Source organism: Candidatus Binatus sp. (genome assembly GCF_030646925.1).
In the GTDB taxonomy this organism is placed as follows: domain Bacteria; phylum Desulfobacterota; class Binatia; order Binatales; family Binataceae; genus Binatus.
Genome location: NZ_JAUSKL010000124.1, coordinates 18,795 through 45,325 on the forward strand (window position 1 = coordinate 18,795; position 26,531 = coordinate 45,325).

Here is a 26,531-nt window from a genome sequence, read left to right on the forward strand (position 1 = left end):
CGCGCGCCGCGTATATTCGCCGCTCGGAGGAATTTCACCGAATGAAAATCGATCTTGCGCCAAGCCCGGTGCGGGGCTTTCGCTTCGCGGGCGTCAGCGCCGGATTCAAGAAGGTCGCCGGCGCGCTCGACCTGGGCCTGATCGTCGCGGACAAACCGGTCGCCGCGGCGGCGGTGTTCAGCGCGAATCTGGTAAAGGCGGCGCCGGTGTACGTCACCGCCGATCGCGTCAAGGCGGGGCGATTGCAGGCGGTCGTCGCGAACTCAGGATGCGCCAACAGCTTCACCGGCAAGGCCGGAATGCGCCTCGCGCAGGACTCGTGCGCCGAAGTGGCGCGTCTTATCGGATGCGCGCCTGAGTTGGTGGCGCCCTCCTCGACCGGCGTGATCGGTCATCTCTTCGACCTCGAAAAAATGAAAAATGGCGCCGCCGCGGCGGTGCGCATTCTCAGCGAAGATGGCCTCGGCGATTTCGCCAAAGCGATCATGACGACCGATACGCGGCCGAAAACCGCCTCGACATCGTTCAAGGCGGCAGGCACGACGTTGACGATCGCGGGCGCGGTCAAGGGCGTCGGGATGATCTCGCCGAAAATGGCGACGATGCTCGGATATCTCATGACCGACGCCGCAGTGGCTCCAGGAGCGCTCAGGCGCTCGCTCAAACGCGCGCTGCCGACCAGCTTCAATGCGATCACGGTCGATGGCGACATGTCCACCAACGACACGGTGATGCTGATGGCGAGCGGTGCGGCGGGAAATCGCGCGCTCAGCGGACGCGATCAGGAAACCTTCGATCGCGCGGTGAGCGAAATCTCGGCGGCGCTCGCGCGGGACCTGGTGCGCGACGGCGAGGGCGCGACCAAGCTCGTGGCGATCGAGGTGCGCGGCGCGCGCTCCGCGGCCGACGCGGAAAGGGCGGCGCGCCAGATCGCCAACTCGCCGCTGGTCAAGACCGCGTTTTTTGGAGGCGATCCGAACGTCGGACGAATCCTGATGGCGGCGGGCTCGTCGGGCGCCTACGTCGAATCGGATCGGCTGGTGCTCTGGATCGGCGGCGTGCGGGTGGCCGCGTCGGGAAGATTGATCACCGAAGCGCTGCCGGCTGCGGGCAAAGCGATGAAGGAAAACGAGTTCGCGGTGCGGCTGGATCTCAGGCTCGGCAACTCTAGCGCCACGATCCTGACCTGCGATCTCAGTTACGACTACGTCAAGATCAATGCCGAGTACACGACGTGATCCGCGCGCAGCGCGACGATGCGGAGGCGATTTAGCTGGTGGCAAATTTCATCAAGGCGGCGTCGGTGACTGATATTGCCGAAGGCGCCGGCAAGACGATCGAGGTGGCGGGCAAGCAGATTGCGCTGTTCAACGTGGGCGGCAAATTCTATGCGATCGACAACGCGTGCAAGCATCGCGGCGGTCCGCTCGGCGAAGGCGAAGTCGATGGCGCCACGGTGATTTGCCCGTGGCACGGATGGGAATACGACGTCGCGACCGGTGCGAACCTCGACGACCCGAGCGTCAAGCTCGGATGCTACCCCGTGAAGGTCGAGGGCAACGACATTTTGATCGAGGCGTGATGCCGCGCGCGATTCATCGGGTCGCAAACAACCGGCCCGCGCCGTAGGTCACCGCCGCGGCGGCGGCACCGGTCAGCATGCTTTCGAATCCGCTCTTCCACCACGAACGGCTGGTGATGATTGTCTTCGCCGCGCCGACTCCGAACAGTACCAGCACCGTCGAGATTGCCGACACGACGATGCCGCGGCCCGGCGCAAAAAATATATACGGCCACACCGGCACGGCGGCGCCGGCCAGATACGACAGCCCCACCGCGAGCGCCGAGCGCAGCGGAGAGTCGAGCGAGCTCTCGTTGAAGCCGAGTTCCTCGCGCATCATGACGTTGCTCCAGCGCTCGGGATCGGCGGTGATGTGCGCGACGATGTTCTCCAGCAGCGGACCGGAAAAACCTTTTTCACGATAGATGGTGCTGATCTCATCGCGCTCGCGCTCGGGCCATCGCTGGATTTCGTCGCGCTCGCGCGCGATTTCGCTCTTGTAAAATTCGATCTGCGAGCGCGCGGAGATGAATGCCGCAAGGCCCATCGCGACCGCACCGCCCAGCATCTCGGATAATCCCGCCATCAGCGCGGCGGAGCCCACCGGGAACGCGCCCGCGACGCCCGACGTCACCGCGAACGACGCGACCAGTCCATCATTAATCCCGAGCATCACGTCGCGCACCCAGGTTCCGCCCGCGGCATGAACCTGCTCGGTGTGATGGTCGTATTCGCGGCGGTGGATCGAGAGCGCCATCAGAAATTTGTCATTTCGGAACTCGCGATCGGTTTGGAACTCGCGAGGTGCCGTTGCTTGCGGCGATCGACGCGCGCGCGCATCGCGAGGACTTCCGCCACGATTCTGCGCGCCTCGGATCGACCGGGCCTACGCCCCAGATAAGCGTACAGGAAATCCAATCTTGCCGCGCGGCAAAGAAAGCGGCCGATGCTCCGATCGAGGTGCACCAAATTCATCAGCCGGCGCTGCCGCGAGACGGTTCCGGCGCTGCGGAAATCCTCGAGATCGATGAAATGAATCTTGAAACCGCCACCGCCGTCGTCCGCCACCATCAAATTCGTTTCCTGCAAGTCGCGCGTGTAGAGGCCGGATTGGTGCAGACGCCGGACGTCGGCGGCGACGGCGTCGGAGATTCGTTTGCGCCGCCGCACATCGCGGGCTTTCACGCCGCCGGGACCGAGCGCGAAGCGGCTCAACGAATCGGCGTCGAGGAGCGGCGTGCTCAGCAAGTATGACGCGCAGATCGCGCCACGCTGATAACAATCGAGCGCGGCGAGCGGCTCAGGATGCGCAATTCCCCGCGCACGGAGCATCGCCGCGCCTGCGATCGAGCGCGCGGCGCGGCTGCGCCTGAGCCGCAGGAAAAATCCGTTGATCCAGCCAGCGGTCTCGACCCGTTTGATGAATGCGCTGCCGACGCCGGGAATATCGACGAATCCAGCCAGCGTTCTGCCTTCGGATTTCACGGCGCGAAAAGTCGCGGACCTGAGCAGTTCGTCGGCGCGCAGGATGGCGGCGCCCCACTCCGGCGAGCGCGCGTAGAGCAGAACGGTGCGCATGCGTCGGTAGGTTAGCCGTTTCGCGACTCCGATGGCATCAGCGGGGCCGTCCCGCCCAGGGCCGCGGCAGCTTCGATTGCGAAACTACAAAAAATATTTTTCGCAGTCGCCTGTATAGTATTGCCTGGGAGTTCGAATTAGATATGTTCGATCTCGAAACGTGTGATCGCGGCGTTTAACGACGCGCTTGAATTCGAACCGACACTTAAAAAACGAGGGAGCATTTGCATCAACGATGAATGAAAAAGCCACGGTGCGTACCGTGTACGACTTTCCGGTCGCCGCACATCTCTGCCGCGATGAGGCGGTGCACTACGTCAGACTGGTGCGGCGCGCCGGCCAGCAGCCCAACGGCACCTGCCCGAAATGCGGCACATCTTTCGAGTATCGCAAACCCAAGCGCTCGACGGTGAAGCATCCCGACGGCGAGGGCATCGTCCACTTTTAGATCCCGAGAAACGAAACGCCATTCGTCGATGAGACCGGCGGCGCGAGGCCGTCGCGCTTGATCGCTCGCCTACTGTTTGGCTTGCGTAGTGGGAGACCCGCGCGTCTTGACCAGCATGATGGGCGGGCCCTTGTAAAAGCGGGCAGCCTCAGAGCCGACGAAATTCCAATCATCGAGAGGATCGAACCAGGCGTGCAATTTCGGCACGAACGGCGCGATCAGGATGTTGATCCATCCGAAGTCGGGCCGCACTTCGACCTGGAAGGCGTCGGCGGAATATGGCGGCCATAGCTGCGCAGCGCGATCGAACTTGACCTTTATCGCGAAAATTTTCGGCGTCGGCGCGCAGTTGAAAACATGCAGATGCTGCGTCTCGGTCACGCCTTCGCGCAAAAAGCGCTGAATGGGAATCAATACACTGGCGCCCGACCAGGTGTCGGGCGGAATCAGGATCGGATCGGTCTCCTCGATTTTGGGGTCGAGCGTATTGTTGACGCAGGTGCCGTCCCCCGCCTTCATATCGATATGCGAGCGCTGCATGATCGAGCCGTCGATCTTGAAAAAAGTGTGATCGGCCTCGACCAATCGCGCCGATCCATCGGGCGCCGTCTCGATTCTCGCGGTTTCCACATCCGAGGAACCGGTGTCGTAGCGATTCGTCCCTTGCAGAATCGCGCCGCCGGGAATGCTCTTGATGCTGTAGCGGCCGCGGCCCATCGCAAAATTGGTTCGCGGATCGAGGATCGTGAACTCGGTGGCCGGGAAGCTCAGCGCGTTGCTCGCGGACGCAGTCGATCGGCAGAAAAATACGGCCAGCAATGCGATCAGCGCCAGCGTTCGTCGTTCAAATCGATGGGTCGGCAAATTTCCGGCTCGCAGGCTCGTACTTCGTGATGCGGATGGTCCGCTTGCGATCACAGCTCAGCTTTGAAACCTTAATCGCGTCGTCCAATTGTCCTTGCAGAGGGTCAAGCGAATCAAGACCGCCGATCCCGATACCGGCGCCATCAATAACGCGACCGCCGCGCCTGCCGCGATGTATCGCGAGGGCCCGTACCTCAAGGTTTTGCTCGCGCTCCTGATGTCGGTGACGATCTTCGAGGGCTACGACGTCACGATCTTTCATCTCTGTACGCCCGATATCGCGCACACGTTTCACATGGACGATCGCGCGGTCGGCCTGATGGCGACGATCGTGCGCCTGGGCGGGATGCTCGCGTTCGCGGTGGTGATGCTCTCCGATCGGCTCGGGCGCAAGCCGGTTGTCTCGGCCACCGTGCTCTTTTACACGCTGTTCACGCTGCTGACCGCGCTCTCGCGCGGGCTCGGATCGTTCACCCTGTTCCAGAGTTGCGCGCAGATCTTTCTTTCGGCCGAGTTTGCGCTGGCGATCATAATGATCAGCGAGGAGTTTTCCGACGCGAGCCGCGGCCGCGGCGTCGCGCTGCTGCATGCGATGGGCCTGGTCGGCGTCGTCGCGGGCGGCCTGCTGTATGGATACATCGCGGACTCGCGATGGGGCTGGCGCGGGATGTATTTCATCGGGATCCTGCCGCTGCTGCTGGTCGCGTTTCTCCGCCGCGGACTGCGCGAAACGCTGCGCTTCGAACGGCTTCGCCGCGAGCGCGAGTCGTCGCTCCAGCGATCGCGCGGAATGCGCGCGGCCTTGCGCCACGCGATCGAACCGCTCCGCGGACCCTATCGCGGCCGCCTGATTCTGGTCGCGATGCTGTGGAACTGCGTCGGCCTGGTCGGCGCGCCCGCCGTCACCTTCTTCAGCCTCTACGCGAAGCGCGACCAGCACTGGACTTCCGCTGAAGTCGGACGCGCCGTCGTGATCTCTTACGTCATCGGGACGGTGGGAATCATGCTCGCGGGCTGGATGCTCGATCGGGTCGGCCGCCGCGCCACGACCGCCATCACCTACATCATTGGCTCGGTCGCGATCGTGGCGCTGTTCCAGAGCTCGAATCATACCGCGATGCTGCTCGCGATGATCGTCACGGTGTTCGCGTTTCAGGGTGCGCGCACCGCGACGGCAACTTATTCCGCCGAGTTGTTTCCCACCGAAATCCGCGCGACTTCGTACAGCCTTACCGTCCAATTGCTCGGCCAGATCGCGAGTCTGCTGACGCCGCTGGTTATCGGCACGCTCTCGAAATCGCTCGGAGGCCTCGGCGACGCGGTCGCGGTGGTGGCGATCGGTCCCGTGATAGGCGCGGTGCTGATCTGGATGTACGCGCCCGAGACGCGCGGGATGGGACTCGAAGAGTTGTCGCTCGCATCGGCGGATTGATGAAGCATTCCGTCGCCAGCACGAACGCCGGACGTTGATGCTGGACACGGTTCTCGCCGCGAACAGCGACATCAGGCGCGTTCAATCGCTCGCAGCGCGCGCGCTCAGTCGAATCGGAATCAGCGCGAACGCCGCAACGATAGCCGGCACGATCATGGGCGTCGCGGCGGCAATCGAGTTCGGGCGCGGTAGCACGACGGCGGGAATCGCGGCGCTCGCGATCAGCGCGGCGCTCGACGCGATCGACGGCACGATCGCGCGCGAGGCGGGCGCCTCGAGCCCTCTTGGCGGCGTGCTCGATCTCACATCGGATCGCGTGGTCGAGATCCTCGTGATCGTCGGCATCGCGCAGCGGGATTCGGCGCTGTTCTTTCCCGCGCTGCTGCTGGTCGGGAGCTGGTACGTCAACATCACGATTTTTCTCGCGGTCGGCGCGGCGCTTGATCGCGAAGGCCCGAAGCTGATCGATTACCCGCCGGGCATCCTCGAGCGCAGCGAGGCGCTGATCTTTTTCGTGGTGCTCGCGATCGTCGAAGCGGCGCCGCTTGCGCGGCCGCTCGGCCCGTATCTCTGCTATGCGATGACCGCGATGGAAATCGCGACTGGCGTGCAGCGCCTGATCTTCGGCGTGCGGATGCTGCGCGCGCAGTGACGCGGGCGCTCGACACGGATGAGCCTATGCGCTCGGCGGCGGCGAAGCGGACGCGCTCGCCGGGCCGCTTCCTTCCGCCATCCCAAGCGACGGCTGCCTCCCTCCGTCATCCCAAGCGGAGGCTGCGGGAGTCGAGGGATCTCGATCGAGCATCGCGATTGACCGCTCAGCCTGAGCGATCCAAAAAGCATAGACACGAATTTTTGTCATTCAGAGCGAAGCGAAGAATCCCGGATCTCTTTCGGGCTTTTGTTTGGTGTGCCGACTGCACCCTCACCCGCCGATCCCTCGCTTTCGCTCGGTGTCGGCGGCCTCTCCCGCAACAAAGCGGGCGAGGCAAGCAAGGACCGCGCCGTCGCTGCAAGACTCGGTGTTACCTTCGACTTCCCGCAGGCAGGCTTTCTCGCGCAGACAACGGAGTGGCTGCCTGAACTGCGAATCTGCTAGGCGCTTGGCGGCGGCGCGGCCGGCGCGCTCGTCGCCCCGCTTTCCGCGCTGGGAGCGGGCGCCTTGTAGCCGCATTCCTTGTTCGCGCACTGCCAGGTCCTGCCGGTGCGCTTCAGCTCTTTTTCGACCAAGTAGTTCGCGCCGCACGACGGGCATGGATGCGGCACAACCTTCGCCCACGCGGCGAATTTGCACTTCGGATAGCGGCCGCATCCGTAGAAAATTTTACCGCGGCGGCTGCGGCGCTCGAGGATATCGCCTTCCTTGCATTCCGGGCATGCGACTCCGGTGCTGACGGGCGCGGATTGCAGCCGCTTGATTCCGTCGCACTCGGGGTACCCTGAGCATCCGAGAAATTCGCCGAAGCGCGAGCGCCGCCTGATCATCGGCTTGCCGCACTTTTCGCAAACTTCGTCGGTCGGGGTGGGCGCGGACGCCGCCTTCAGGATGACGTTACCCTGTTCGTCGTGGCCGAACTCACCGGTATTCTTGCATTTGGGATAGTTCGAGCAGGCGAGGAATTCGCCGTTCTTGCCGAACTTGATCACCATGTCGCCGCCGTCAAGCTCGCACTTGAGACCGGTCGGCAGGCCCTTGCGCTTCACCTCGGGCATCTTCTGCTTGGCCTCGCCGAGGCGCTTGCTGAATGGCACGTAAAATCGCTTGAGAGTCTTGACCCAGTTCTCGGTGCCTTCTTCGACCTTGTCGAGATCGATTTCGAGTTGCGCGGTGAATCCCACTTCCAGGATGTCGGGAAATGCCTTTATCAGCATGTCGCTGACCGTGCGTCCGAGCGACGTCGGGCGCAGCCGCTTGCTTTCGTCCTCTTCGACGTACTCGCGGTTCAGGATGCTGGTCATGATTGCCGCGTAGGTCGATGGCCGCCCGATGCCCTTTTCTTCGAGTTCCTTGATTAGCGTTGCCTGCGTGAAACGCGGCGGCGGCTGCGTGAAATGCTGCTCCGGCGTGAGGCCGAGCAACTTGAGCACTTCGCTTTCCGTGAGCATCGGCAGCGTGCCCTCTTCGTCGTCGGCCGACGCTTCGTCCTGGCCCTCGATATAGACCCGCATGAAGCCGTCGAACTTCATCACCTGGCCGGTGGCGCGAAAAATCGCGTCGCCCGATTCGATATCAACGGTGGTGCGATCGTACACCGCGGGCATCATCTGGCTCGAGACGAAGCGATTGTAGATGAGGGTGTAGAGCGCGAGCGCGTCCTTGTCGAGATAGCGCGCCATCGATTCGGGGTCGCGCTCGACCGCGGTGGGACGAATCGCCTCGTGCGCGTCCTGCGCCTGCTTGCCCGATCGATAAAAGTTTGGGCGTTCCGGGACGTAGCCCTTGCCGTAGCGCGACGCGATATGCTCGCGCACCGAGGCCAGCGCCCCGTCCGACACCCGCGGCGAATCGGTTCGCATATAAGTGATAAGGCCGACGGCGCCCTGATCGCCGAGTTCGATACCTTCGTAAAGTTTCTGCGCAACCTGCATCGCGCGCCGCGGCGACATGTAGAGTTTGCGCGAGGCCTCCTGCTGCAGCCTCGACGTGATAAACGGCGGCGCCGGACTGCGGCGGACTTCCTTGCGCTCGATGCTCGCGACCTTGAACGGCGCGTTCTCGACCGCTGCGATGATCGCCCGCGCCTCGGCCTCGGGCAATTTGTACGCCTTGTTGTCGATCCGATTGTCCTTGTAGCTGTAGAGCCGCGCCGTAAACGGCGGCGGATTCTTGCCCACCAGGCGTGCGTCGAGGGTCCAATATTCCTCGGCGCGGAACGCTTCCCGCTCGCGCTCGCGCTCGACGATTATCCTGAGCGCGACCGATTGCACCCGGCCGGCGCTGATCCCGCGCTTCACCTTGTCCCAGAGCAGCGGACTAATTTTGTAGCCGACCAGGCGATCGAGCACGCGGCGGGCTTGCTGCGCGTCGAACAGGTTCTGATTAAGGTCCGACGGATGCGCCACCGCCTCTTTGACGGCCGCGGAAGTGATTTCATGGAGCAGAACCCGGCGCACGTTGGCCTTGGTTTTGCCGATCCGCTCCGCGATATGCCACGCGATCGCCTCGCCCTCGCGATCCGGGTCGCTCGCGAGATAGATGTTGTCCTTGTCCTTGGCCGCGCTCTTGATCTCGCCGATTACCTTCTCTTTGCCTTTGATAACGACGTATTCCGGTGCGAAATCGTGCTCGATATCGACGCCCAAAGTGCTTTTCGGCAGGTCCATGACGTGCCCGACGGAGGGCATCACCTGAAAATCGCTACCAAGGTAGCGCTTGATTGTTTTCGCCTTGGCCGGCGATTCGACGATAATGAGGTTCTTTGCCACCGATTCAGTGCCTCCGGTCAGTCCCAGCCTCTTCGACGGATGCCATCTTGCCCGATTCAGGCCAATGAAAAAAGCTTGCCCGGATGTTGGGCGACGCGCCCGGTAAGTTCAAGTTCCAGCAACAATCTAAGCACGGTTTGAGCATTGAGTCCTGAGACTTCGATAATCGAATCAACATGGAGCCTATCATCATGCGTTAGGCATTGTAAGATGCTATTAGCATCAAGCATTTCCGGGAACTCAGCAGTATCCCGCGATCCGGCAGCCGCGCTCGAGGAGATCAGTGGCCACACCGTCCTTGGTTCGACGACCGGAGCGGGCGCCCTATTCGCGATCTGTTGCCGACCGAGCGGCTGCCCGAGTTGCGCCGCCAGTTCCTCGATCACGTCTTCGACGCACTCTACCAGCCGCGCCCCCTCCTTCAATAGCCGATTGCTCCCGCGGGTTTTGCCGGTCAACGGGCTGCCCGGCACGGCGAAGACCTGGCGATCCTGCTCGAGCGCCATCCTCGCGCTGATCAGCGAACCGCTTTTTTCGGCTGCTTCGACGATAATCACACCCAGGCACAACCCCGACAGAATCCGGTTCCGCACCGGAAAGTTCTCAGGCATCGGCGGCGTCCCAATTGACAGCTCGCTGACGATTGCTCCGCCACCCTCGATGATCGCATCCGCAAGCTTGCGATGCTCCGCCGGATAGACCACGTCGACGCCGCATCCGAGCACCGCGACGGTCGCACCGTGTGCGTCCAGCGCACCCTGATGAGCCTCGCCGTCGATTCCCCGCGCGAGCCCGCTCACGACGACGAAGCCCTTGGCTGCCAGCTCGAGGCCGAGCCGCTGCGCCATCCGCCGGCCCGCGTCGCTCGCCGCGCGCGCGCCGACAATCGCGATACAGTTGGTCTCGTCCATCTTCGCGGCGCCGCGTACGAACAGATAGGGCGGCGGGTCGGCGATATGGCGAAGATTGGGCGGATAGTCAGGATCGGTCCATTTCAGCAATCGCGCGCCAATTCGCGGCAGCTCGCAAAGCTCCTTGTCGAGCGATTCGAAGTCGTTAAACGCGACAATACTGCGGGCGACGTTGCGCGCGACGCCCGCCGCGGCGATCTCATCGGCGTCCATTTTGAAGATTTTCTCGGGCGGACCGAATTTGTCGATCAGAAGCCGGCAGGTGCGCGGCCCCACGCCATGAACCCGGCGCAACGCTAGCCAATAGGCGTCATCTGACGGCATCGTCCTGCGCGCGAACTCCCTCGCGCAAGTTCACCGCGCGAACGAGAAATTCGCTGCCTCCCTTTTTCTGATAGCCGCCGATGCGGCCCGGCACCGCTTTAAACTCTGATCAATACGCAGTCGGCGCAAGCCCTTTAAGGGAGCGTTTTCTTGATTCCCCTGAGCGTATCGCATAGGTTACATGGGACCGCATCGCGTGCTGCCTGCAGATTGCAGCTATCTCCATTACAATCTGACCGGAGGACGAGGATTTGGGCGAAACAGCAGCATCATTAGCATCAACCCTTGATTTCAGCAGATTGTCCCCCGCTGAAAAGCAGGTTCTTATATTTAGCTTCTATCGCGACGCCGAACTCCGTGGCGCGCGCTTGCTGTTCAATCTTCTTGGCCACGTGAAGGGTGGTGAGTCGCAGCTCAAGATGACTGCTCATCTGGCGGACGAGACCCGGCATGCGTGGCTCTGGACCAAGCGAATCTCGGAGCTCGGCGGCGCGCCGATCTTGATCGACGATGGCTATCAGCGCCGGCTCGGACTTCGCACCGGGGTGCCCAAGACCCTAATCGATCTGCTCGCTCTAACGGTGGTCGTCGAGGAGCGCGCGCTCAGCCGTTATAACGCGCACATGGCGTTGCCCAATGTCGATCCGGAAACTCGCGAAGTTCTCAAGGCCGTGACCAAGGACGAATCGTGGCATCTATCCTGGATCGAGAAAGAGATGCGCGAAATCGCCAAAGAGCAGGGTACCGAAGAACAAGCCGACAAGGCACTCGAGCGCTATCGCGCGATCGATCGCGAAGTGTACGCGACGCTCGCGGCCGATGAAGCGCAGTTGATGCGCGGATAATCGTGCTTCGGGCTTGAGTCCGGAACAGTGCATCGACTTTCGATCGCCGCGCTCACGACCATACTCCTAATCTTCAACTCGCAACTCGCCCACGCCAACTGGATCGCGGGCGATTTCGCGTCGGCGGGCAAGCCGGTCGAGGAGCATCACTGCGTTCCCGCGGGCTCAGGACCGCATCCGGCGATCGTCCTGCTGCACGGCGCGTCGCCAAAGATAGGCCTCGGCGACGCTGCGTTCGAGCAGATGTGCACCGACCTTGCGGCGCAGGGCTACTACACCGAATTCATCGAGTATTACAGCCAGACCGGAGCGGTCGGCGCCGGCCGGCCGCTAATGATTAAGCAGGAATTCCCGATCTGGCTGGCCGAAATCAAGTCGGGCATCGACGATCTCGACAAGAATGCCGCGGTCGATCCGCATCGCGTCGCGATGATGGGATTTTCGCTCGGCGCATTCCTCTCGCTTTCGATCGCAGCCGCTGATCCGTCGCAGGTCGCCGCCGTCGTCGAATACTACGGCGGCTTGCCTCCGCGGTTGCAGCCGATGGCGAAGACGATGCCGCCGACGCTGATTCTGCACGGCGACAAGGATACGATCGTGCCCGTCAGCCAGGCGCATGAACTCGATCAACTATTGACGCAGAACAATCGTCCGCACGAGATCAAAATCTACGAGGGCGCCGAGCACGCCTTCAACTTCGAGGGATTGCCGTTCTGGTATCGCGCCGATTACGCGCGCGACGCGTGGGAGCGCACCCTCAAATTCCTCGCCGCCAACCTGCACCCTACTCTCACCAAGTAGCCGCTAATCGCAAATCAGGAGCGCACGATTGCGGCGTTCAGTTCGAGGCGCATCTGCTCCGCCGCTTTTGCAGACGCCTCGGGCGGCGTAAGTCCCGGAGATTTCTGATACGCGTACATCAGGCTGCGGCTGGCGCTGACGATTATTCCGGAGCCGTCGGCGCGCGCCGCCGCGACTGCCTGCGAGGCCGATGCGCCCTGCGCACCGTAGCCGGGAACCAGAACGATCGCAGCCGGCATCAGTACGCGCGCGCGCCGCGCATGATCGGGATACGTCGCGCCCAGCACCGCGCCCACCGGACTCAGGCCGCTTTGGCCGAGAAAATCGCCGCCCCATCCGTTGACCCGCACCGCGACCGATTCCCACAGCGGCCGCCCCGACGCTTCGAGATCCTGAAATTCACCCGATGACGGATTCGAAGTTTTCACCAGCACGAACAGGCCGCGCCCGTTGCGAATCTTCGCGATAAACGGCATCACCGCGTCGCTCGCAAGATAGGGATTCACAGTGACGGCGTCGCTCGCGAAATCGCCGTCGCCGAGAAACGCCTCGGCGTAAGCGGCCGAAGTCGTGCCGATATCGCCGCGCTTCGCATCCGCGATCGCGATCAGGCCGAGCCGTCGCGCGGTCTTGAGCACCTCGCAAAACGCGCGCATCCCGTCGATTCCGCGCGCCTCGAAAAACGCGAGCTGCGGCTTGATCGCGACGATCGAAGGCGCGCACGCCTCGACGATTTCGCAACAGAAGCGCGCGAGCGTGTATCCGGTTGGAACGCCTGCAGAGGTCGCGGTATCGAGCTGGGGATCGACGCCCAGCACTGCGATGCTGTTTTTAGCGCGGACGGATTCGGCGAGCCGATCGGCGAAATTCATCGGAGCACATGATCGCATATCGACGCGCGGCAAGCATCCGGCGCACATCCGCGACCGCATCGCAGTTCGCCGATCGATTTTTGAGCCGTTGCGTTTGCGCCAAACTCGCGAGCATCCTTGTTGGCTGAAACGGCAAGAATCGACGAATAACGCATGCCTACTTTTCCAAAATTGCGGGAATAGATCCGGATGAACCAATTGACGATCGTCACGAAACTCCGACTTATAGCCGCGATCGCGCCGGCCATCCTGCTGCTGCTCGCGATTTTTCTCGCCGCGGCGTTTCACGTCTTCGGCGGCATCCCGCGCAGCATCGTCGAGAACCAGTACGCCTCGGTGCGCGCGTCGGAGGGGATGGAAAATTCGCTTTTCAAAATGGATTGGGGACGCTCGCAGCCGGACGGCGCGCAAATCGTGCTCGATCAAACGCGCCGCTTTATCGATTACATTGAAACGGCGCGCGCACACATGACGACGCGCGACCAGGCGGAAAAAATCGCGAAGATCGCCACCGACGCCAAGCCGCTGTTCGAGGCGCTCCGCACCGCAGCGCCGGGCGACGATTCGCTCGAGCCGCGGATGCGCGAACTCGAAGGATCGATCGCGGATTTGATCGGGCTCGAAGAGGCCGCGCTGTTCGAGATCGCCGCGGGCGCGGAGTCGGAGGCACGCACGCTGATCGCAGTAACGATCGTGGGCGCAATCGTGATCCCGTGGATTTGCTTCTACCTGCTGGTGCGAATTTCCGGCGGGCTGTTCGCCGAGTTGAAGGAAATTCGCCACCGCGTCGAGGCAATCGCCGGAGGCGGAGGAGCGGACGAGCTTCGCGGGATCGACGAATCGATGTCGAAGCTCGGCTTCCCCAAGCCGAATCCGATGCTGGCCGAATGAGCGCGCCGCGAGCGACGCCCGGCGGCCAGCGCCATCCTATTTTTTCTTGCCGGATTTCGCCGGCGCCTTCGCGGCGTCGTCGGGCAGCTTGATATCGAGGCTTCGCCACAAATACCACGCCGCCGCCGTTCGGTACGGGCTCCATCGCTTGCCGAATTTCGTCAGCCGCTTGCGACTGGGCCGTTCGCGCATCCGGTACGCGCGCTTGACCGCGGTCTGCACGCCCAGATCGTCGGCCGGCAGCACGTCGGGACGCCCGAGATTGAACATCAGGAAAATCTCCGCGGTCCATCGCCCGATACCTTTGACCCGGGTCAAATCGACGATGATCTCGTCGTCCGTCATGCGGTGGAAGCGATGAAAATTGAGCGTGCCATCCCTGATGTGCCCGGCGAGGTCCTTGATGTAGAGCGCCTTCTTCGCCGAGAGCCCGGCTTTGCGCAAATCCTCGTCGGGCGTCGCGAGAATCTGCTCGGCGGAGGGAAATTTCGTGCCCGGATATAGCGCGAGCATCCGATTGTAGATCGCAGTCGCCGCCGCTCCCGCCAGTTGCTGGAAAATGATCGTGCGCGCGAGCGCCTGGAAGCGCTCGCTGCGGCGCGTGATTATGAGCGGCCCGACCTCGGCGATGATTCGGGCAAGGATCGGATCGTTGGCGCGGAGATGCGCTTCGGCGTCGCGAGCATATGAAACCTGGCGATTCGGCATCGGAAAAATCGAGTGCGCAAAATCTGCCACGCCTGCTATGTTTGTTCAATCCGAAAACCGCGCGACCGGCGGATCAGGAAAGATGAGCGACGACCCGCGACTTCCGATGTGCCCCGAGAATCTGCGCGTCGGGATGCGACTCGGCCCGATTTTCTACATCGTCACGGCTGAACAGACGGGAGCGTTTGCGCAAGCAGTCGCGTCCGAGCCGGTGTCGAGCACGGAAATCGGAAAAACGATCGCGTCGCCCACGATGCGCCTGCCGGATTATGCGCTGCTCATCGCGGAGCATCTGAAAGGCGGCAACGGCGGCGTGCATGCGAAGCATTGGTGTGAATTCCACGAGCCGATGCGCATCGGGCAGGCGGTCAAGACGACCGGGGTGATCACTGAGGCTTTTCGCAAACGCGGCAAATTTTATTTCACCCTCGAATATGAATCCCGCGATGCCGATACCGACCAACTGCTGGTGCGCCAGGCGATTACGTCGGTGCTGCTCAACGAACGGGGCACGATGTCATGACGGAAGCGGCGCAAAAGATTCGAGTCGGCGCGCGATGGAGTTCGACGCCATACGTGCTCGACGACGCGTCGGCGGAGCGATACGGCAAGGCGATCGAATCGCCGCCGCGCCGCAGTCCGCGGCGTGGAATCCACGACGACGAACAAGCCGCGCGCACGGCCGGTTTCAGCAAGCCGATCGCCGCGGGGGAGCAGACTGTCGCGGTGATCGCGCAGTTCCTCGCGGATAAATTCGGGATGCATTTCCTGCGCGGCGGCCGAATCGATATCGCGCTGACGAAGCCGGTATTCTTCGGCGACACGCTGATTTCGCACGTCGAGGTCGAGGCCGTCGAGGACGGACGCGCGACGCTACGAATCAAGGTCGAGAATCAACGCGGCGAAAGCGCGCTGATCGGCGCCGCCGCGCTCAGGATCGATCCGGCATGAGCGTCGAGCCAATCGCGCAATCTGAAGCAGCCGCGGACGAGCTACCCGCTCGCCGCGCGACGCCGCTCTGGCGCAAGCTGATTCCGTATCTCGGCACGATCGCGATCTTCGCGCTGATCTTCTGGCGCATCCCGCTCGCCAAAGTGGCGGAGGCGCTCTCGCAGGCGCCGATTCTGAAATTTTTTGCGATCTTTATGCCGTTCTCGATTTTCTATTTCGCGATCGATTCGTTCTGCCTGACGTGGGTGGTGCGGCGCTTCAACGCCGCGATGAAGCTCAGCGACATCCTGCCGATTCGCGCCAGCATGTATATCCTCGCGCTGATCAACACCAACCTCGGGCAAGGCGGCGTCGCGTACTATCTGCATCGCAAGGCCGGCATCAGTTTTCTTGGTGCGCTCAGCTCGATTCTTTTCATTGCGCTGCTCGAGGTGTACCAACTTTTTCTGTTTTCGACGCTGGGCGTGATTTTCTATACGCCGAGCAGCGCGGCGCAGAGCGAAATCGTGAGTATCGTGCGCATCGCGTACATCGTGGCGTGGGCGCTGCTCGCGGGAATAATCGGATTCTTCGCCGCGGCGCGCCGCAGCGACCGGATTCGCACCTGGGTCGAGACCGGACGCGCGGGCGCGGTGCTCGCGACCTTCATGAAGGCGCGTCCGCTCGATTATGTGACGGTGCTCGCGATCAAGGCGCCGAGCTTTCTCGCGTCGGTGGTCGCGCAGTATTACGCGCTGGCGCTGTACGGAATCGCGGTGCCGTTCATCAAGCTGATGCTGTTCCTGCCGCTGGTGTTTCTCGCCGCGGCGCTGCCGATCGCGGTCGCGCATCTGGGCACCAGCCAGGCGGCGTGGCTGCTGTTTTTCTCCGGCAACGCGCCCGACGTGAAGATTCTCGCCTACAGCCTTGCGGCGCATTTCACGTTCATGCTTTGCAACGGGCTGATTGGACTGTTGTACCTGCCGCGTGCGACGCGCGAACTCACCGCGATTCGCGGCGACCGCGCGGGCGATACCGCGGCGGCGTGAGGAGTCTAGCGCACGCCGAGCACCGGAAATCGTTCGCGCCGCGCGGCGTCGGCGAGCCTGCGATCCAGTGTGACCAGTTCGAGCGTTTCGGGCTCACCGTCCGCCGCGACCAAAGCCGCGCCGAGTTGAAGCGCATCGGCCGCGCGCAGCGGATGCACGCTCACGATTCTTTCCGCTTCAATTCGCACCCTCTCAAAATCCGTGACCTGGAACCAATTCGGTGAAGCGAAGCCGAGTTCGTTGCGGGCGATATTGTATTCGTTGTCAGACAGCGCGAATTCGCGGCGGCGGCGTGAAAGCGCCGAGAGAACCTCGACGCGCGTCAAGCACCAAATCGTTATATCAGGATCGGATCGCAACCACGATTCGGCGTCCGCGGTTCTCGGTTCGGCGTTGAACAGCGGCACGAGCGCGGAACTGTCCCAAAATTTCACCGGCCGCTTTCGCGTTCTTCAAGAATGGCATCGACGAGGCTCGCAGTCGAATGGACGATCTGCCGATTTTTCAGCCATTCGAGCATGCCTTTACCGCTGCCGCGCGTGATGATCCCCTTGCGCTCGAGCCGCGCGAGGCGCTCCTCATCGCGATCTTTTTTCCGCTTGCTCTTGCTGAGCGGCACGATTTCCGCGATCGGTGTATCGCGATCATAGATCAGCACTCGTCCGCCGGCGCGAACGTGATCGAGGTAGCGCGAGAGTCCGTTGCGCAACTCGCCGATTTTTGCCTTCTTCATGATTTCACATCATAGCCAAGTTGGCGCTGTTCGGATATCGCGGCTTACCTGCGATGCGGCGAGATCCAGATTCGCTCGAAACGCGTCGGGCGCATCGGATTGATCACGTAGTCGTGCACCCATGGTTGGCGAATCACGTACGTCACTGGATAGTAGAGAAACACCCACGGCGCGTCCGCGATCACGATCTTCTCGGCCTCGCCATACAGCGCGTAGCGTTGCTTCAAATCGGCTTCTGGGGAGGCACGATCGAGCAATTCCTGAAACTCCGGGTTGTAATAGAAGCTGTCGTTGTTCGAGCCCCACTCCGAACGCGAGAGCAGCGTGCCGAGAAAATTTTCAGGATCGGGAAAATCAGCTTCCCATCCGTAGACGAAAGATTGCGCCGTATGCGGCTGGCGAATCGCCTCAAGGAAAGGACCCCACGCGACCGGTTTCAGCTCGGCGCGAATTCCGAGCGGCGCGAGATCCTGCTGCATCGATTGTCCCAGCATCAGCACGGTCTGGTCGGCGCGCATCCAAATCTCGAATGAAAAGCCGGCGCCGAGATGCGCCTCCTCGAGCAGCGCGCGAGCCTTAGCTGGATCGTAGTCGTACCCTGCGAGTTCCGGATTGAAGCCGGGCAAATCGGGCGGCAGCGGACTATGCGCGACGACGCCGCGTCCGTTCATCAGCGCGATCAGCTTGCGCCGATCGATCGCATAACTCATCGCGCGCCGCACGCGCACGTCGGTAAACGGCCACATCTGGCAGTTCATCCCGAGGTAGCGCGTGGTGACGGTGGTCTTGTGCAGAGTGAGATCGCGAAGGCGCGGCGTCTTCATCACGTAGGGAAATTCGGCGGGCGGAATCTCAGTGATGGCGTCGATCTGGCCCGCTTCATAGCGAAGCCATTGCAGCTCCGGGTTCACGCCGACCGATTCGACGATCGCGTCGAGACGCGGCAACGGCTTGGCGAAGTAGTAGGGGTTCCGCACCAGCACCAGCCGCTGACCGCCGATCCATTCCTTCAGCATGAAGGCGCCGCTGCCGACCGCGTGGCGGGAAAAATCGTCGCCCCAGCGCTCGACCACGCGCGCGGGAATCGCCGACGCGAACGGCATCGCGAGCTTATGCGCAAAAATCGGATCGGGCGCACTCAGATGAAAGGTGATCGTCGATGAGTCAGGCGTCTCGATTCCATCGACGTGGTCTTTGCGATGCGCGATAAAATCAGCCGAGCCCGCGATTCCGCGATAATACTCCATGCCCTTCGAGCGCGTGGCCGGATTCAGCACGCGCTCGATTCCGTAGCGAAAGTCCGCGCTGGTCACCGGAGTGCCGTCCGAAAAACGCGCGTCATTGCGCAGATGAAATGAAAACGTGCGCGCGTCCGGCGACGATTCCCATCGCAGCGCGAGATCCGGTTCGAGTTGGATATTGGCGTCGCCGTAACGAAGCAGCGTGTCGAAAATCGCCTGCTCGTAGGTCCACGACAGCGTGTCGTAGCCGGATGCCGGATCGAGCGTCGGGATCTCGTCCACGTCGGCGAGGCGAAGTATCATCGCGTTCGGCGGCAATTTGAGCGGCGGCGGACCGCCGTTGCATCCGAGCGTGAGCACGACGGCGAGCATATACAGCCACCTCGCGACGCCCGAATGTTGCGCTCGCGCCGATCTCATCGCGAGCGCCTGCGCAGAAATCCATAGCCGAGCAGATTGAAACCGAGCACCGCATAGAAAATCGCGAGGCCGGGGAAGGTCGCGAGCCACGGCGCGGTGCGGAAATAAATCGTCGCCTCTTCAATCATGCGGCCCCAACTCGGCGTCGGCGGCGGCACGCCGAGGCCTAAGAAACTCAGCGCCGCGTCGAGCAGCAGCGTGCCGGAGGTTCCGAGCGCCGCCATCACGACGATGATCGGCAGCACGTTGGGAAGAATGTGGCGCGCGATCAGTTGCCCCGATGGCGCACCGAGCGCGCGCGCGCCGAGAACGAAGTCGCGCTTCGACATCGTGAGCGTTTCGGCCCGCACCACGCGCGCGACTTGAGTCCACGAAACCAGTCCAATCACCAGCAGGATCGTCGTCAGGCTCGGGCGCAGAACGGCTACCAGAGCCATCGCGAGCAACAGCGCCGGCAGCGAGAGCATCACGTCGGTGAAGCGCATCAGGATGAAATCGGTCGCGCCGCCGAAAAATCCCGAGCACAAACCGATCGCGACGCCGATCGTCATCGTCACCGCCATCGCGGCGACGCCGACGGTCAGCGAAATCCTGGCGCCGTAAATTATTCGCGACAGCACGTCGCGGCCGAGTTCGTCGGTACCCATCGGAAACGCGATCGACGGCGCGCCAGGGTCGCCGAATGTCGGCGCCACCGCGCGCGTGGGATCATGCGGGGCGAGCCACGGCGCGAGGATCGCGATCGCGAAGAGGCTTGCCACCATCGATGCGCCGATACCCTCGAGCGTGAAAAATCCGCGGCGCATCACGCGGCCTCCGCCAGCCGAATCCGCGGATCGAGCCACGCGTACAACAGATCGACCAGTAGATTGATGATCACGATTAGGAACGCCGAAAAAAGCACCGTGCCCATGATCAGCGGGATATCGAGATTGAAGATCGCCTCCGACGCGAGGCGGCCAATTCCGGGCCAGTTGAAAACCGTCTCCGTCAGCACCACGCCCGAGAGCAGCCCCGCGAGGTCGAGTCCCGCGAGCGTGACCAGCGGCAGCAAAGCATTCGCCATCGCATGACGGAGCATCACGCTCGTCTTCGAAAGACCCTTGCTGCGGGCGGTGCGGACGTAGTCCTGATCGAGCGCTTCGCTGAGGCTGGTCTGCAGCACGCGCGAGTAGTAACCCGCCGAACCGAGTGCGAGCGTGAGCGAAGGCAGGATCAGACTCTCGGCGCCGCTGTAGCCGCCGAGCGGAAACGAGCGGATCGAAAGCGCAACCGCGATCAGCAGCATCGTGCCAAGCCAGAAGACCGGAATTGAAACCATCGCGAGCGAAAAAAACAGCAACGCGTTGTCCAGCGCGCGCCCGCGATATGCCGCGGCTAGCGCGCCCATCGCGATTCCGAGCACCAACGACAGGATCATCGCGGCAGCGGCGAGCAACGCGGTCGCGGGCAATCGATCCGCGATCAGCCGCGTCACGTTCTCGCGCCGGATATACGATCGCCCGAGATCGCCGTGAACCGCGCGATCGAAGTAGCGCGCATACTGCACGTAGAGCGGACGGTCGAGGCCCATCTCGCGCCGAATCGAGGCGAGCGTCTGCGGATCTGCCTTAGTCCCCGCGAGCGCAACCGCGGGATCGGCCGGCACCACGAACGCGATCACAAATGTGATGAGCGACGTGCCGATCAGCACCGCGGCGCCGAATACGATTCGCCGGATCAGAAACGCGAGCATCGTATCACCCGTTCAGTATTGCGCGCGCGATCAATTGGCGGCGCAGGCTGAGTTGCGCATGCTCGCGGCGGCGCCGGGCGGTGGAAGTCTGTTCGTCCGATTCGAGTGCTGAGCGTTCAGGTTCGTGAAGACTCGCAACGATCGCGGACATTTGGGCAAGGATTTGTTCTTCATCGGCGGTGCGAATTCGCGCCGTTTTCAACGATCGAAAATGCGCGACGAATGCCGACACCGACGAATAGGTTTGGAGCTTCATCGCGATTGCATCAGCCGGCCGTCGCGCCCAGCGGCGAGATTGCAAGCCCGATCAGATAGCCGGCGGCCGCAGCGCTCATCGCGGTGGCGAGGAATCGGATGCCCGAGCGCCAGCGATCGTTGCGATGCGCCAGCCATCCTTCGAAATAGCCGACGCTGAACAGCGCGACCGCCGTCGCCGCGAGTGCGCCGACCAGATCGTATTTCGGAGTCGCGATCAGCATGTACGGCAGCAGCGGGATCACCGCGCCCGCCACGAACGCGATTCCCATCACAAGTCCGTCGAGCGCGGCGTTGCCGAGCAGATTGCCGCCGAGGCCGAACATCTTGGCCTCCGCCGTCGAGACCAGCGCTTGCGGCGATCCGCCAAGCAGTTGCACGACGCGATACGCGGCCTCGCGCGTCAGTCCCTCCCTGGTCAATTCCTCGAGCAATCCTTCCTGGATCACGTACGGTTGCTTGAATGCCTCGGCGCGAAGGCGAACCAGTTCTGCGCGCACGACTTCCGATTCCGCGCGCGCGCCGAGATAAGCGCCCGCGCCCATCGAGAGCGCGCCGGCCGCAGTCGAGGCTAGCGCGGCCAGCACGACCTGCGCGTGATGAGAAACCGCGCCGCTCAGTCCGCACAGCACGCCCGCCGTCGTCAGCACTCCGTCCTGCACGCCGAATACGATCTCGCGGACGTTCGAGAGCCGCTCGAAGATGCGTTTTTTTTCTTCGATTACGGCGGCCAATCTGGTCTAGAACTTCGTGTCGCTGGGGATCAGCTCGACGCCGGGCTTCCAATCCGCCGGACAGAGCTGACCGGTTCGAAGTGCGCGCACGATTCGGAGCGTTTCGACCACGCTGCGGCCGACGTTAAGCGGACACGACGCCGAAAATACGACCTTGCGTTTTTGATCGAGGATAAATGTCGCGCGCAGCGCTACCTGCTCCTTCTCATCGAAGATGCCGAATGCCTTCGCGAGCTTGCCGTCGGTGTCGGCGAGCAGCGGAAACTCGATCCCGCCAAGTTCGCGCGCCCATTTGAGATGACTCTCGGCGTCGTCGATGCTCGCGCCGACTACCGTCGTCGCCTCATCAGTGAAGTCCTTGAGCGCCCGGTTGAAGCCGGTCACCTCGGTCGGGCAGATGAAGGAAAAATCGCGCGGGTAGAAAAATATGAGCGCCAGTTCGGTGCTGAACTTCGCGAGACTCAAGCGCGCGATGCGCCCGCCTGCCGCGCAGGGAAGATCGAACGATGGCGCCCGGTCGCCGGGTTTCAACATGGCCAGATTAATTCGCGCATCACGATCATAGTTACTCAATATAAAAGGTCAGAGAAACGGTGACTGGCACTGTTACTTCGCCCGGCTCGACCGGCGTCGCAACTCTTTCAGCCGCCACTGCCATTCCCATCCGCTGCATCGGGATCGGCCGCGCCTCCGCAACCGTGGTCGCCTTGATTACCTTGCCGAGTTTCACGCCGAGCGCGGCGGCGAGCGCGTCCGCCTGCGCCTTGGCGTCGCGCGTCGCGATCGTGATCGCTTCGGTGCGCACCTTCGAGTCGTCCTTCAACGCGAAGCTCAGGTAGTTGACGCGATTGGCGCCGGCCGCAATCGACGCATCGATCAGTGCGCCAAGCAGATCGAGCGCGCCGGTTTCCGCAGTGATCGAGTTTTGCGCGGTGTAGCTGACGATCTTCGGCTCGCGGCTGGGACGCTGATCGTACTCGGGATTCAGCGAATAGCCGCCGGTTGAGATTTTGCCCTTGTCGCCGAGCTTCGCTTTCAGCGCGGCGATTATCTTTTCCGCGAGCGTGCCGTTGCGGCTGGCGGCTTCCTCGGCCGTCGCGGCGTGAGTTTCGATTGCGAGATTCAGGGTGGCGACATCCGGAGTTCCGCGCGCCTCGCCGGTGCCGTCAACTTCGATCACGCGGATTGGAGGCGCGGCCGCGCCGACCTGCGCAAATGAAATCGATGCGAGCATCGGGAACGCAAAAGAGAGCACGATCACCGAGATCAAGAATTTGAATTTCATAGCGCCAAACCTCGGCAATCATTTTAATCGGTCGTTGTTCGATACATTGATTCGGGCTGATTTTATCCGGAGACTGTACCAGTTGGCGATATGCCGCAGCGCCCGCCGAGACTTATGGCCGAAAAACAGGACGAAAAAAAAGTAACCCCCCGCAGTCAGGATTTCGCCGCCTGGTACAACGAAATCGTGCTCCGCGCCGAATTGGCGGACTATTCGCCGGTGCGCGGATGTATCGTGTTTCGGCCCGACGGCTTCGCGATCTGGGAGTCGCTGCGTGACGAACTCGATCGCCGGATCAAAAAAACCGGCGCGCGCAACGCCTACTTCCCGCTGTTCATTCCACAGAGCTTTCTGCAGAAGGAAGCCAAGCACGTCGAGGGCTTCGCGCCCGAAGTCGCCGTCGTCACGCATGGCGGCGGCAAGGAACTCGAGGAACCGCTGATCATCCGGCCGACTTCCGAAACGATCATCAACTATATGTTCTCGCAGTGGATCAGATCGCATCGCGATCTGCCGATGATGCTGAACCAGTGGTGCAACGTCGTGCGATGGGAGATGCGCACGCGGATGTTTCTCCGCACCACCGAGTTTCTATGGCAGGAGGGTCACACCGCGCACGCGTCGGCGGAGGAAGCGCAGAATGAAACGCTCACGATGCTCGAAGTCTATCGGCAGTTCGTCGAGGACTATCTGGCAATTCCGCTGGTCGTCGGGCGGAAGAGCGCCGCCGAGCGGTTTCCCGGCGCGGTCGAAACTTACACGATCGAAGGCCTGATGGGCGACGGACGCGCGCTGCAATGCGGCACGTCGCATTTCCTCGGACAGAATTTTGCGCGCGCATTCGAAACGAAATATCTCGACGATCAAAATCAGATGCAATTCGTGTGGCAGACCAGTTGGGGCGTTTCGACCCGATTGCTCGGCGCAATCATCATGACGCACGGCGACGACCAGGGACTCCGATTACCGCCGACCGTCGCAGCTACGCAGGTGGTCGTGGTTCCGATCTGGCGCAAAGCCGATGAAGGCGAAAAGGTGCTCGCCGCGGCGCGCGCCGCGTTCGATCAACTTAACGAAGCGGGCCTGCGCGTGCGGCTCGATACGCGTGAGGGACTGACGCCCGGGTTCAAGTTCAACGATTGGGAGATGCGCGGCGTGCCGGTGCGAATCGAGATCGGTCCGCGCGACGTCGCATCGGGTGAGGCGGTCGTTGCGCGACGGGACAAGTCCGGACCGGAGGCCAAGAGCAAGGTATCGCTCGCGGCGATCGCGGAGAAAGTCGTCGCACTGCTCGACGAGATTCAGAAAAACCTGTTCGCACAGGCCAAAGCCGCGATGACTGCAAATACCCGCGAGTTCGACGACTACGCGATGTTCAAAACTCAGATGGAAGGTGAAGGCGGCGGCGGATTCGCTCACGTCTATTGGTGCGGCAATCCGGCCTGCGAAACTCAGATTCGCGACGATACCAAGGCTAGCTGCCGCGCAATTCCGCTCGAGCAGAACGTCGCGCCGGGCAAATGCCTGGTCTGCGGCGAATCAGCCTCCGAGCGCGCCTACTTCGCAAAATCGTACTAGGACGTCGATCACAGCTTGTAACTGATTTTCATCGCGGTGCGGACTTCGGCCATCGTGTCCTGCGCGATCGCGCGCCCCTTGCGCGTTCCTTCGACGATGATCTCCTTTACCCATTCCGGCTTCGACGCGAACTCGATCCGCCGCTCGCGAATCGGCGTGAGGAACTCGTCGAGCGCCTTGAATAATCGCTCCTTCACTTCGACGTCGCCAACGGCGCCCTTGCGATAGCGATCCTTCAACTCTTCGACTTCCGCCTTATCCGGATTGAACACGTCGTGATAGGTGAACACCGGATTGCCTTCGACGTGCCCGGGGTCGGTCGGCCGTATCCGCGTCGGATCGGTGTACATCGACATCACGCGCTTGCGCACCGTCTCGGATGAGTCGCCAAGGTAGATGCAATTGCCGATCGATTTCGACATTTTCCCGCCGCCGTCAGTTCCCGGCAGCCGCGCGACTCCGCCGAGCAGCGCCTTGGGCTCCACCAGCACGCGATCGTACAAACGATTGAAGCGGCGCACTATCTCGCGCGATTGCTCGATCATCGGCAGTTGATCCTCGCCGACCGGCACCAGGTGCGCCTTGAAGATCGTGATGTCGGCCGCTTGCGAGATCGGATAGGTGTAGAAGCCGACCGGCAATCCCTTGGTAAAATTTTTCTGCTTGATTTCTTCCTTGAGCGTGGGATTGCGCTCGAGCGTCGCGACCGTGACCAGGTTCATGAAATAGATCGTCAGCTCCGTCAGCTCCGGCACCATCGACTGCACGACGAACTGCACCTTCTCCGGATCGAGTCCGACCGCGAGGTAATCGAGCGCGACTTCGAAAATGTTCGCTTCGAGTTTTTCCGGATGCTCGAAGTTGTCGGTCAGCGCCTGCACGTCCGCGATCAGGAGGTACGTCTCGTATTCGTCCTGCAGGCGCACGCGATTTTGCAGCGAACCGACGTAATGCCCCAGGTGCAGCGGTCCAGTCGGACGGTCGCCAGTGAGAATTCGCTTTCGGGTCATGAGTTGAAAAGCGATCGCAGCGTCGCGAGATTCTCGACGTCTTCCTTCAGGTCGGGGCCCTTCGGCGTTTCAAGGCACATCGGGATGCCGAAAAATCGCTCGTCGTTGAGCAGCCGCCGGAATGCATCGAGGCCGATGAATCCCTGCCCGATATGCTGATGCCGATCGACGCGCGAATTGATCGGCTTGGTCGCGTCATTGAGATGAAACGCAACGATCTTGTCGAGCCCGACATGTTCGTCGAGCAGGCCGAAAGTTTTTTCGTACTCTTCGTCGGTCCTCAGGTCGTAGCCCGCCGCGAATGCATGCTCAGTATCGAAGCACAGCCGCAACCGCTCGTTCTCCGTCACCGCGTCGAAAATCTGGCCCATCTGCTGAAACGTATAACCGAGATTGCTGCCCTGCCCCGCCGTGATCTCGAGCGCGATTTTCGTCTTGAAGCCCGCGCATTGCGACTGCGCCTCGTCGATCGATTTCGCGATCGTCTTGATTCCCTGCTCCTCGCCGGAACCGACGTGCGCGCCCGGATGCGCCACCAGGATCGGCACGCCGAGCGCTTCGCATCGTTCGAGTTCGTCGATAAATCCCTTCACCGACTTGATTCGGAGCGCTTCGTCCGGCGCGCCGAGATTCACCAGGTAGGAATCGTGCGCAATCACCAGCTTGATTCCGGTCTCGCGCAGATTGCGTTTGAAAGTCGCGATCTCCGCTTCGGAGTAGGGCTTCGACGCCCACTGCCGCGACGACTTGGTGAAAATCTGGATGCAATCGCATCCCACCTGCTGGCCGCGAATCAGCGCCTCGCCGACTTCGCCCGCGATCGACATGTGCGCGCCCAGAAGTGGCCGCGTCGCTTCGTTGGATTTTGCCATAGTGCCGCTAGCGCTTCCTGCGCGCTCA

Annotated in this window: 30 protein-coding genes; 12 read left to right on the forward strand and 18 right to left on the reverse strand. The window is 62.2% G+C overall.

Annotated features, from left to right (window positions below; genetic code table 11):
* Positions 1–41 precede the first annotated feature (41 nt).
* Both argJ and Q7S58_RS21135 read left to right on the forward strand, forming a co-directional pair.
* Entirely contained in the window at positions 42–1,238 is a 1,197-nt protein-coding gene (gene argJ, locus Q7S58_RS21130) for a bifunctional glutamate N-acetyltransferase/amino-acid acetyltransferase ArgJ (RefSeq protein ID WP_304830721.1), read from the forward strand.
* Positions 1,239–1,276: 38 nt separating this feature from the next.
* Positions 1,277–1,582 carry a Rieske (2Fe-2S) protein gene (locus tag Q7S58_RS21135; RefSeq protein ID WP_304830723.1) on the forward strand — a complete coding sequence of 102 codons (306 nt, stop codon included), beginning with the start codon at positions 1,277–1,279 and terminating at the stop codon, positions 1,580–1,582.
* A 13-nt stretch (positions 1,583–1,595) separates the two neighbouring features.
* On the opposite strand, the gene Q7S58_RS21140 is transcribed toward Q7S58_RS21135, so the two are convergent.
* Positions 1,596–2,318: a VIT1/CCC1 transporter family protein gene (locus tag Q7S58_RS21140; protein ID WP_304830726.1), complete on the reverse strand. Its 723-nt coding sequence runs from the start codon at positions 2,316–2,318 to the stop codon at positions 1,596–1,598.
* Entirely contained in the window at positions 2,318–3,139 is an 822-nt protein-coding gene (locus tag Q7S58_RS21145) for a lipopolysaccharide kinase InaA family protein (RefSeq protein WP_304830728.1), read from the reverse strand. Before Q7S58_RS21145 ends, Q7S58_RS21140 begins: the two co-directional genes overlap by 1 nt.
* A 235-nt stretch (positions 3,140–3,374) precedes the next feature.
* Between Q7S58_RS21145 and Q7S58_RS21150 the strand changes: the two genes are divergently transcribed.
* Positions 3,375–3,587: a hypothetical protein gene (locus Q7S58_RS21150; RefSeq protein WP_304830730.1), complete on the forward strand. Its 213-nt coding sequence runs from the start codon at positions 3,375–3,377 to the stop codon at positions 3,585–3,587.
* A gap of 69 nt (positions 3,588–3,656) precedes the next feature.
* Here the strand turns inward: Q7S58_RS21150 and Q7S58_RS21155 are convergent, their stop codons facing one another.
* Positions 3,657–4,451, reverse strand: a complete 795-nt coding sequence (locus tag Q7S58_RS21155; RefSeq protein ID WP_304830732.1) for a hypothetical protein — start codon at positions 4,449–4,451, stop codon at positions 3,657–3,659.
* 88 nt (positions 4,452–4,539) lie between these two features.
* On the opposite strand from Q7S58_RS21155, the gene Q7S58_RS21160 reads away from it, so the two are divergent.
* Both Q7S58_RS21160 and Q7S58_RS21165 read left to right on the forward strand, forming a co-directional pair.
* A complete protein-coding gene (locus Q7S58_RS21160; protein WP_304830734.1) occupies positions 4,540–5,883 on the forward strand; it encodes an MFS transporter in 1,344 nt (447 codons plus the stop codon).
* 37 nt (positions 5,884–5,920) lie between these two features.
* Entirely contained in the window at positions 5,921–6,535 is a 615-nt protein-coding gene (locus Q7S58_RS21165; protein ID WP_304830736.1) for a CDP-alcohol phosphatidyltransferase family protein, read from the forward strand.
* A 443-nt stretch (positions 6,536–6,978) separates the two neighbouring features.
* Here the strand turns inward: Q7S58_RS21165 and topA are convergent, their stop codons facing one another.
* Together topA and dprA are read right to left on the reverse strand one after the other, a co-directional pair.
* Positions 6,979–9,309, reverse strand: a complete 2,331-nt coding sequence (topA, locus tag Q7S58_RS21170; RefSeq protein WP_304830738.1) for a type I DNA topoisomerase — start codon at positions 9,307–9,309, stop codon at positions 6,979–6,981.
* Positions 9,310–9,365: 56 nt separating this feature from the next.
* A complete protein-coding gene (gene dprA / locus Q7S58_RS21175) occupies positions 9,366–10,544 on the reverse strand; it encodes a DNA-processing protein DprA (protein WP_304830740.1) in 1,179 nt (392 codons plus the stop codon).
* 299 nt (positions 10,545–10,843) lie between these two features.
* Here dprA and Q7S58_RS21180 point away from each other — a divergent pair, with 299 nt between their 5' ends.
* Both Q7S58_RS21180 and Q7S58_RS21185 read left to right on the forward strand, forming a co-directional pair.
* Complete coding sequence (locus tag Q7S58_RS21180) at positions 10,844–11,389, forward strand: ferritin-like domain-containing protein (RefSeq protein ID WP_304830742.1); 546 nt, start codon at positions 10,844–10,846, stop codon at positions 11,387–11,389.
* 27 nt (positions 11,390–11,416) lie between these two features.
* Positions 11,417–12,190 carry a dienelactone hydrolase family protein gene (locus Q7S58_RS21185; RefSeq protein ID WP_304830744.1) on the forward strand — a complete coding sequence of 258 codons (774 nt, stop codon included), beginning with the start codon at positions 11,417–11,419 and terminating at the stop codon, positions 12,188–12,190.
* Between the two features lie 14 nt (positions 12,191–12,204).
* Here the strand turns inward: Q7S58_RS21185 and pyrF are convergent, their stop codons facing one another.
* Complete coding sequence (gene pyrF, locus Q7S58_RS21190; RefSeq protein WP_304830746.1) at positions 12,205–13,062, reverse strand: orotidine-5'-phosphate decarboxylase; 858 nt, start codon at positions 13,060–13,062, stop codon at positions 12,205–12,207.
* 189 nt (positions 13,063–13,251) lie between these two features.
* Here pyrF and Q7S58_RS21195 point away from each other — a divergent pair, with 189 nt between their 5' ends.
* Positions 13,252–13,953 (forward strand): hypothetical protein, encoded by a 702-nt coding sequence (locus tag Q7S58_RS21195; RefSeq protein ID WP_304830748.1) that lies wholly within the window; start codon positions 13,252–13,254, stop codon positions 13,951–13,953.
* Between the two features lie 36 nt (positions 13,954–13,989).
* Here the strand turns inward: Q7S58_RS21195 and Q7S58_RS21200 are convergent, their stop codons facing one another.
* The gene (locus Q7S58_RS21200; protein WP_304830750.1) at positions 13,990–14,691 is read right to left on the reverse strand and encodes a DNA-3-methyladenine glycosylase; all 702 of its coding nucleotides are present in this window, start codon (positions 14,689–14,691) and stop codon (positions 13,990–13,992) included.
* A 52-nt stretch (positions 14,692–14,743) separates the two neighbouring features.
* Here Q7S58_RS21200 and Q7S58_RS21205 point away from each other — a divergent pair, with 52 nt between their 5' ends.
* From Q7S58_RS21205 to Q7S58_RS21215, 3 genes are read left to right on the forward strand one after another with little or no spacing between them, the layout of a single operon-like run.
* Complete coding sequence (locus tag Q7S58_RS21205) at positions 14,744–15,184, forward strand: hypothetical protein (protein WP_304830752.1); 441 nt, start codon at positions 14,744–14,746, stop codon at positions 15,182–15,184.
* Positions 15,181–15,612, forward strand: a complete 432-nt coding sequence (locus Q7S58_RS21210; protein ID WP_304830754.1) for a MaoC family dehydratase — start codon at positions 15,181–15,183, stop codon at positions 15,610–15,612. The genes Q7S58_RS21205 and Q7S58_RS21210 overlap by 4 nt, the downstream gene beginning before the upstream one ends.
* On the forward strand, positions 15,609–16,640 hold the full coding sequence (locus tag Q7S58_RS21215; RefSeq protein WP_304830756.1) for a lysylphosphatidylglycerol synthase domain-containing protein: 1,032 nt from the start codon (positions 15,609–15,611) through the stop codon (positions 16,638–16,640). Before Q7S58_RS21210 ends, Q7S58_RS21215 begins: the two co-directional genes overlap by 4 nt.
* A 5-nt stretch (positions 16,641–16,645) precedes the next feature.
* Here Q7S58_RS21215 and Q7S58_RS21220 read toward each other — a convergent pair whose 3' ends face one another.
* Genes Q7S58_RS21220 through Q7S58_RS21260 form a run of 9 tightly spaced genes read right to left on the reverse strand, consistent with a single transcriptional unit; the run spans position 16,646 to position 23,043 of the window.
* Positions 16,646–17,074: a type II toxin-antitoxin system VapC family toxin gene (locus tag Q7S58_RS21220; protein ID WP_304830758.1), complete on the reverse strand. Its 429-nt coding sequence runs from the start codon at positions 17,072–17,074 to the stop codon at positions 16,646–16,648.
* A complete protein-coding gene (locus Q7S58_RS21225; protein ID WP_304830760.1) occupies positions 17,071–17,373 on the reverse strand; it encodes a type II toxin-antitoxin system Phd/YefM family antitoxin in 303 nt (100 codons plus the stop codon). Before Q7S58_RS21225 ends, Q7S58_RS21220 begins: the two co-directional genes overlap by 4 nt.
* Positions 17,374–17,417: 44 nt before the next feature.
* Positions 17,418–19,034 carry an ABC transporter substrate-binding protein gene (locus Q7S58_RS21230; RefSeq protein ID WP_304830763.1) on the reverse strand — a complete coding sequence of 539 codons (1,617 nt, stop codon included), beginning with the start codon at positions 19,032–19,034 and terminating at the stop codon, positions 17,418–17,420.
* A complete protein-coding gene (locus Q7S58_RS21235) occupies positions 19,031–19,840 on the reverse strand; it encodes an ABC transporter permease (protein WP_304830765.1) in 810 nt (269 codons plus the stop codon). Before Q7S58_RS21235 ends, Q7S58_RS21230 begins: the two co-directional genes overlap by 4 nt.
* Complete coding sequence (locus tag Q7S58_RS21240) at positions 19,840–20,769, reverse strand: ABC transporter permease (protein ID WP_304830767.1); 930 nt, start codon at positions 20,767–20,769, stop codon at positions 19,840–19,842. Before Q7S58_RS21240 ends, Q7S58_RS21235 begins: the two co-directional genes overlap by 1 nt.
* A gap of 4 nt (positions 20,770–20,773) precedes the next feature.
* The gene (locus Q7S58_RS21245; RefSeq protein ID WP_304830769.1) at positions 20,774–21,025 is read right to left on the reverse strand and encodes a hypothetical protein; all 252 of its coding nucleotides are present in this window, start codon (positions 21,023–21,025) and stop codon (positions 20,774–20,776) included.
* 10 nt (positions 21,026–21,035) lie between these two features.
* On the reverse strand, positions 21,036–21,758 hold the full coding sequence (locus tag Q7S58_RS21250; protein ID WP_304830771.1) for a VIT1/CCC1 transporter family protein: 723 nt from the start codon (positions 21,756–21,758) through the stop codon (positions 21,036–21,038).
* A gap of 6 nt (positions 21,759–21,764) precedes the next feature.
* On the reverse strand, positions 21,765–22,292 hold the full coding sequence (locus tag Q7S58_RS21255; RefSeq protein WP_304830774.1) for a redoxin domain-containing protein: 528 nt from the start codon (positions 22,290–22,292) through the stop codon (positions 21,765–21,767).
* Positions 22,293–22,323: 31 nt separating this feature from the next.
* Positions 22,324–23,043, reverse strand: coding sequence for an SIMPL domain-containing protein (locus Q7S58_RS21260; protein WP_304830776.1), 720 nt, complete (start codon positions 23,041–23,043; stop codon positions 22,324–22,326).
* A 114-nt stretch (positions 23,044–23,157) separates the two neighbouring features.
* On the opposite strand from Q7S58_RS21260, the gene proS reads away from it, so the two are divergent.
* The gene (gene proS, locus Q7S58_RS21265) at positions 23,158–24,621 is read left to right on the forward strand and encodes a proline--tRNA ligase (RefSeq protein ID WP_304830778.1); all 1,464 of its coding nucleotides are present in this window, start codon (positions 23,158–23,160) and stop codon (positions 24,619–24,621) included.
* Between the two features lie 8 nt (positions 24,622–24,629).
* Here the strand turns inward: proS and trpS are convergent, their stop codons facing one another.
* Entirely contained in the window at positions 24,630–25,631 is a 1,002-nt protein-coding gene (gene trpS, locus Q7S58_RS21270) for a tryptophan--tRNA ligase (protein WP_304830780.1), read from the reverse strand.
* Positions 25,628–26,503 carry a deoxyribonuclease IV gene (locus tag Q7S58_RS21275; protein WP_304830782.1) on the reverse strand — a complete coding sequence of 292 codons (876 nt, stop codon included), beginning with the start codon at positions 26,501–26,503 and terminating at the stop codon, positions 25,628–25,630. The genes trpS and Q7S58_RS21275 overlap by 4 nt, the downstream gene beginning before the upstream one ends.
* Positions 26,504–26,531 lie beyond the last annotated feature (28 nt).

Bases quoted from the DNA above. Each gene is read 5' to 3' on its own strand.
- argJ (WP_304830721.1), top strand. From the start codon at position 42: ATGAAAATCGATCTTGCGCCAAGCCCGGTGCGGGGCTTTCGCTTCGCG.
- Q7S58_RS21140 (WP_304830726.1), bottom strand. From the start codon at position 2,318: ATGGCGCTCTCGATCCACCGCCGCGAATACGACCATCACACCGAGCAG.
- Q7S58_RS21145 (WP_304830728.1), bottom strand. From the start codon at position 3,139: ATGCGCACCGTTCTGCTCTACGCGCGCTCGCCGGAGTGGGGCGCCGCC.
- Q7S58_RS21150 (WP_304830730.1), top strand. From the start codon at position 3,375: ATGAATGAAAAAGCCACGGTGCGTACCGTGTACGACTTTCCGGTCGCC.
- Q7S58_RS21165 (WP_304830736.1), top strand. From the start codon at position 5,921: ATGCTGGACACGGTTCTCGCCGCGAACAGCGACATCAGGCGCGTTCAA.
- dprA (WP_304830740.1), bottom strand. From the start codon at position 10,544: ATGCCGTCAGATGACGCCTATTGGCTAGCGTTGCGCCGGGTTCATGGC.
- pyrF (WP_304830746.1), bottom strand. From the start codon at position 13,062: ATGAATTTCGCCGATCGGCTCGCCGAATCCGTCCGCGCTAAAAACAGC.
- Q7S58_RS21195 (WP_304830748.1), top strand. From the start codon at position 13,252: ATGAACCAATTGACGATCGTCACGAAACTCCGACTTATAGCCGCGATC.
- Q7S58_RS21205 (WP_304830752.1), top strand. From the start codon at position 14,744: ATGAGCGACGACCCGCGACTTCCGATGTGCCCCGAGAATCTGCGCGTC.
- Q7S58_RS21210 (WP_304830754.1), top strand. From the start codon at position 15,181: ATGACGGAAGCGGCGCAAAAGATTCGAGTCGGCGCGCGATGGAGTTCG.
- Q7S58_RS21215 (WP_304830756.1), top strand. From the start codon at position 15,609: ATGAGCGTCGAGCCAATCGCGCAATCTGAAGCAGCCGCGGACGAGCTA.
- Q7S58_RS21225 (WP_304830760.1), bottom strand. From the start codon at position 17,373: ATGAAGAAGGCAAAAATCGGCGAGTTGCGCAACGGACTCTCGCGCTAC.
- Q7S58_RS21230 (WP_304830763.1), bottom strand. From the start codon at position 19,034: ATGAGATCGGCGCGAGCGCAACATTCGGGCGTCGCGAGGTGGCTGTAT.
- Q7S58_RS21235 (WP_304830765.1), bottom strand. From the start codon at position 19,840: ATGCGCCGCGGATTTTTCACGCTCGAGGGTATCGGCGCATCGATGGTG.
- Q7S58_RS21240 (WP_304830767.1), bottom strand. From the start codon at position 20,769: ATGCTCGCGTTTCTGATCCGGCGAATCGTATTCGGCGCCGCGGTGCTG.
- Q7S58_RS21245 (WP_304830769.1), bottom strand. From the start codon at position 21,025: ATGAAGCTCCAAACCTATTCGTCGGTGTCGGCATTCGTCGCGCATTTT.
- Q7S58_RS21255 (WP_304830774.1), bottom strand. From the start codon at position 22,292: ATGTTGAAACCCGGCGACCGGGCGCCATCGTTCGATCTTCCCTGCGCG.
- Q7S58_RS21260 (WP_304830776.1), bottom strand. From the start codon at position 23,043: ATGAAATTCAAATTCTTGATCTCGGTGATCGTGCTCTCTTTTGCGTTC.
- proS (WP_304830778.1), top strand. From the start codon at position 23,158: ATGGCCGAAAAACAGGACGAAAAAAAAGTAACCCCCCGCAGTCAGGAT.
- trpS (WP_304830780.1), bottom strand. From the start codon at position 25,631: ATGACCCGAAAGCGAATTCTCACTGGCGACCGTCCGACTGGACCGCTG.
- Q7S58_RS21275 (WP_304830782.1), bottom strand. From the start codon at position 26,503: ATGGCAAAATCCAACGAAGCGACGCGGCCACTTCTGGGCGCGCACATG.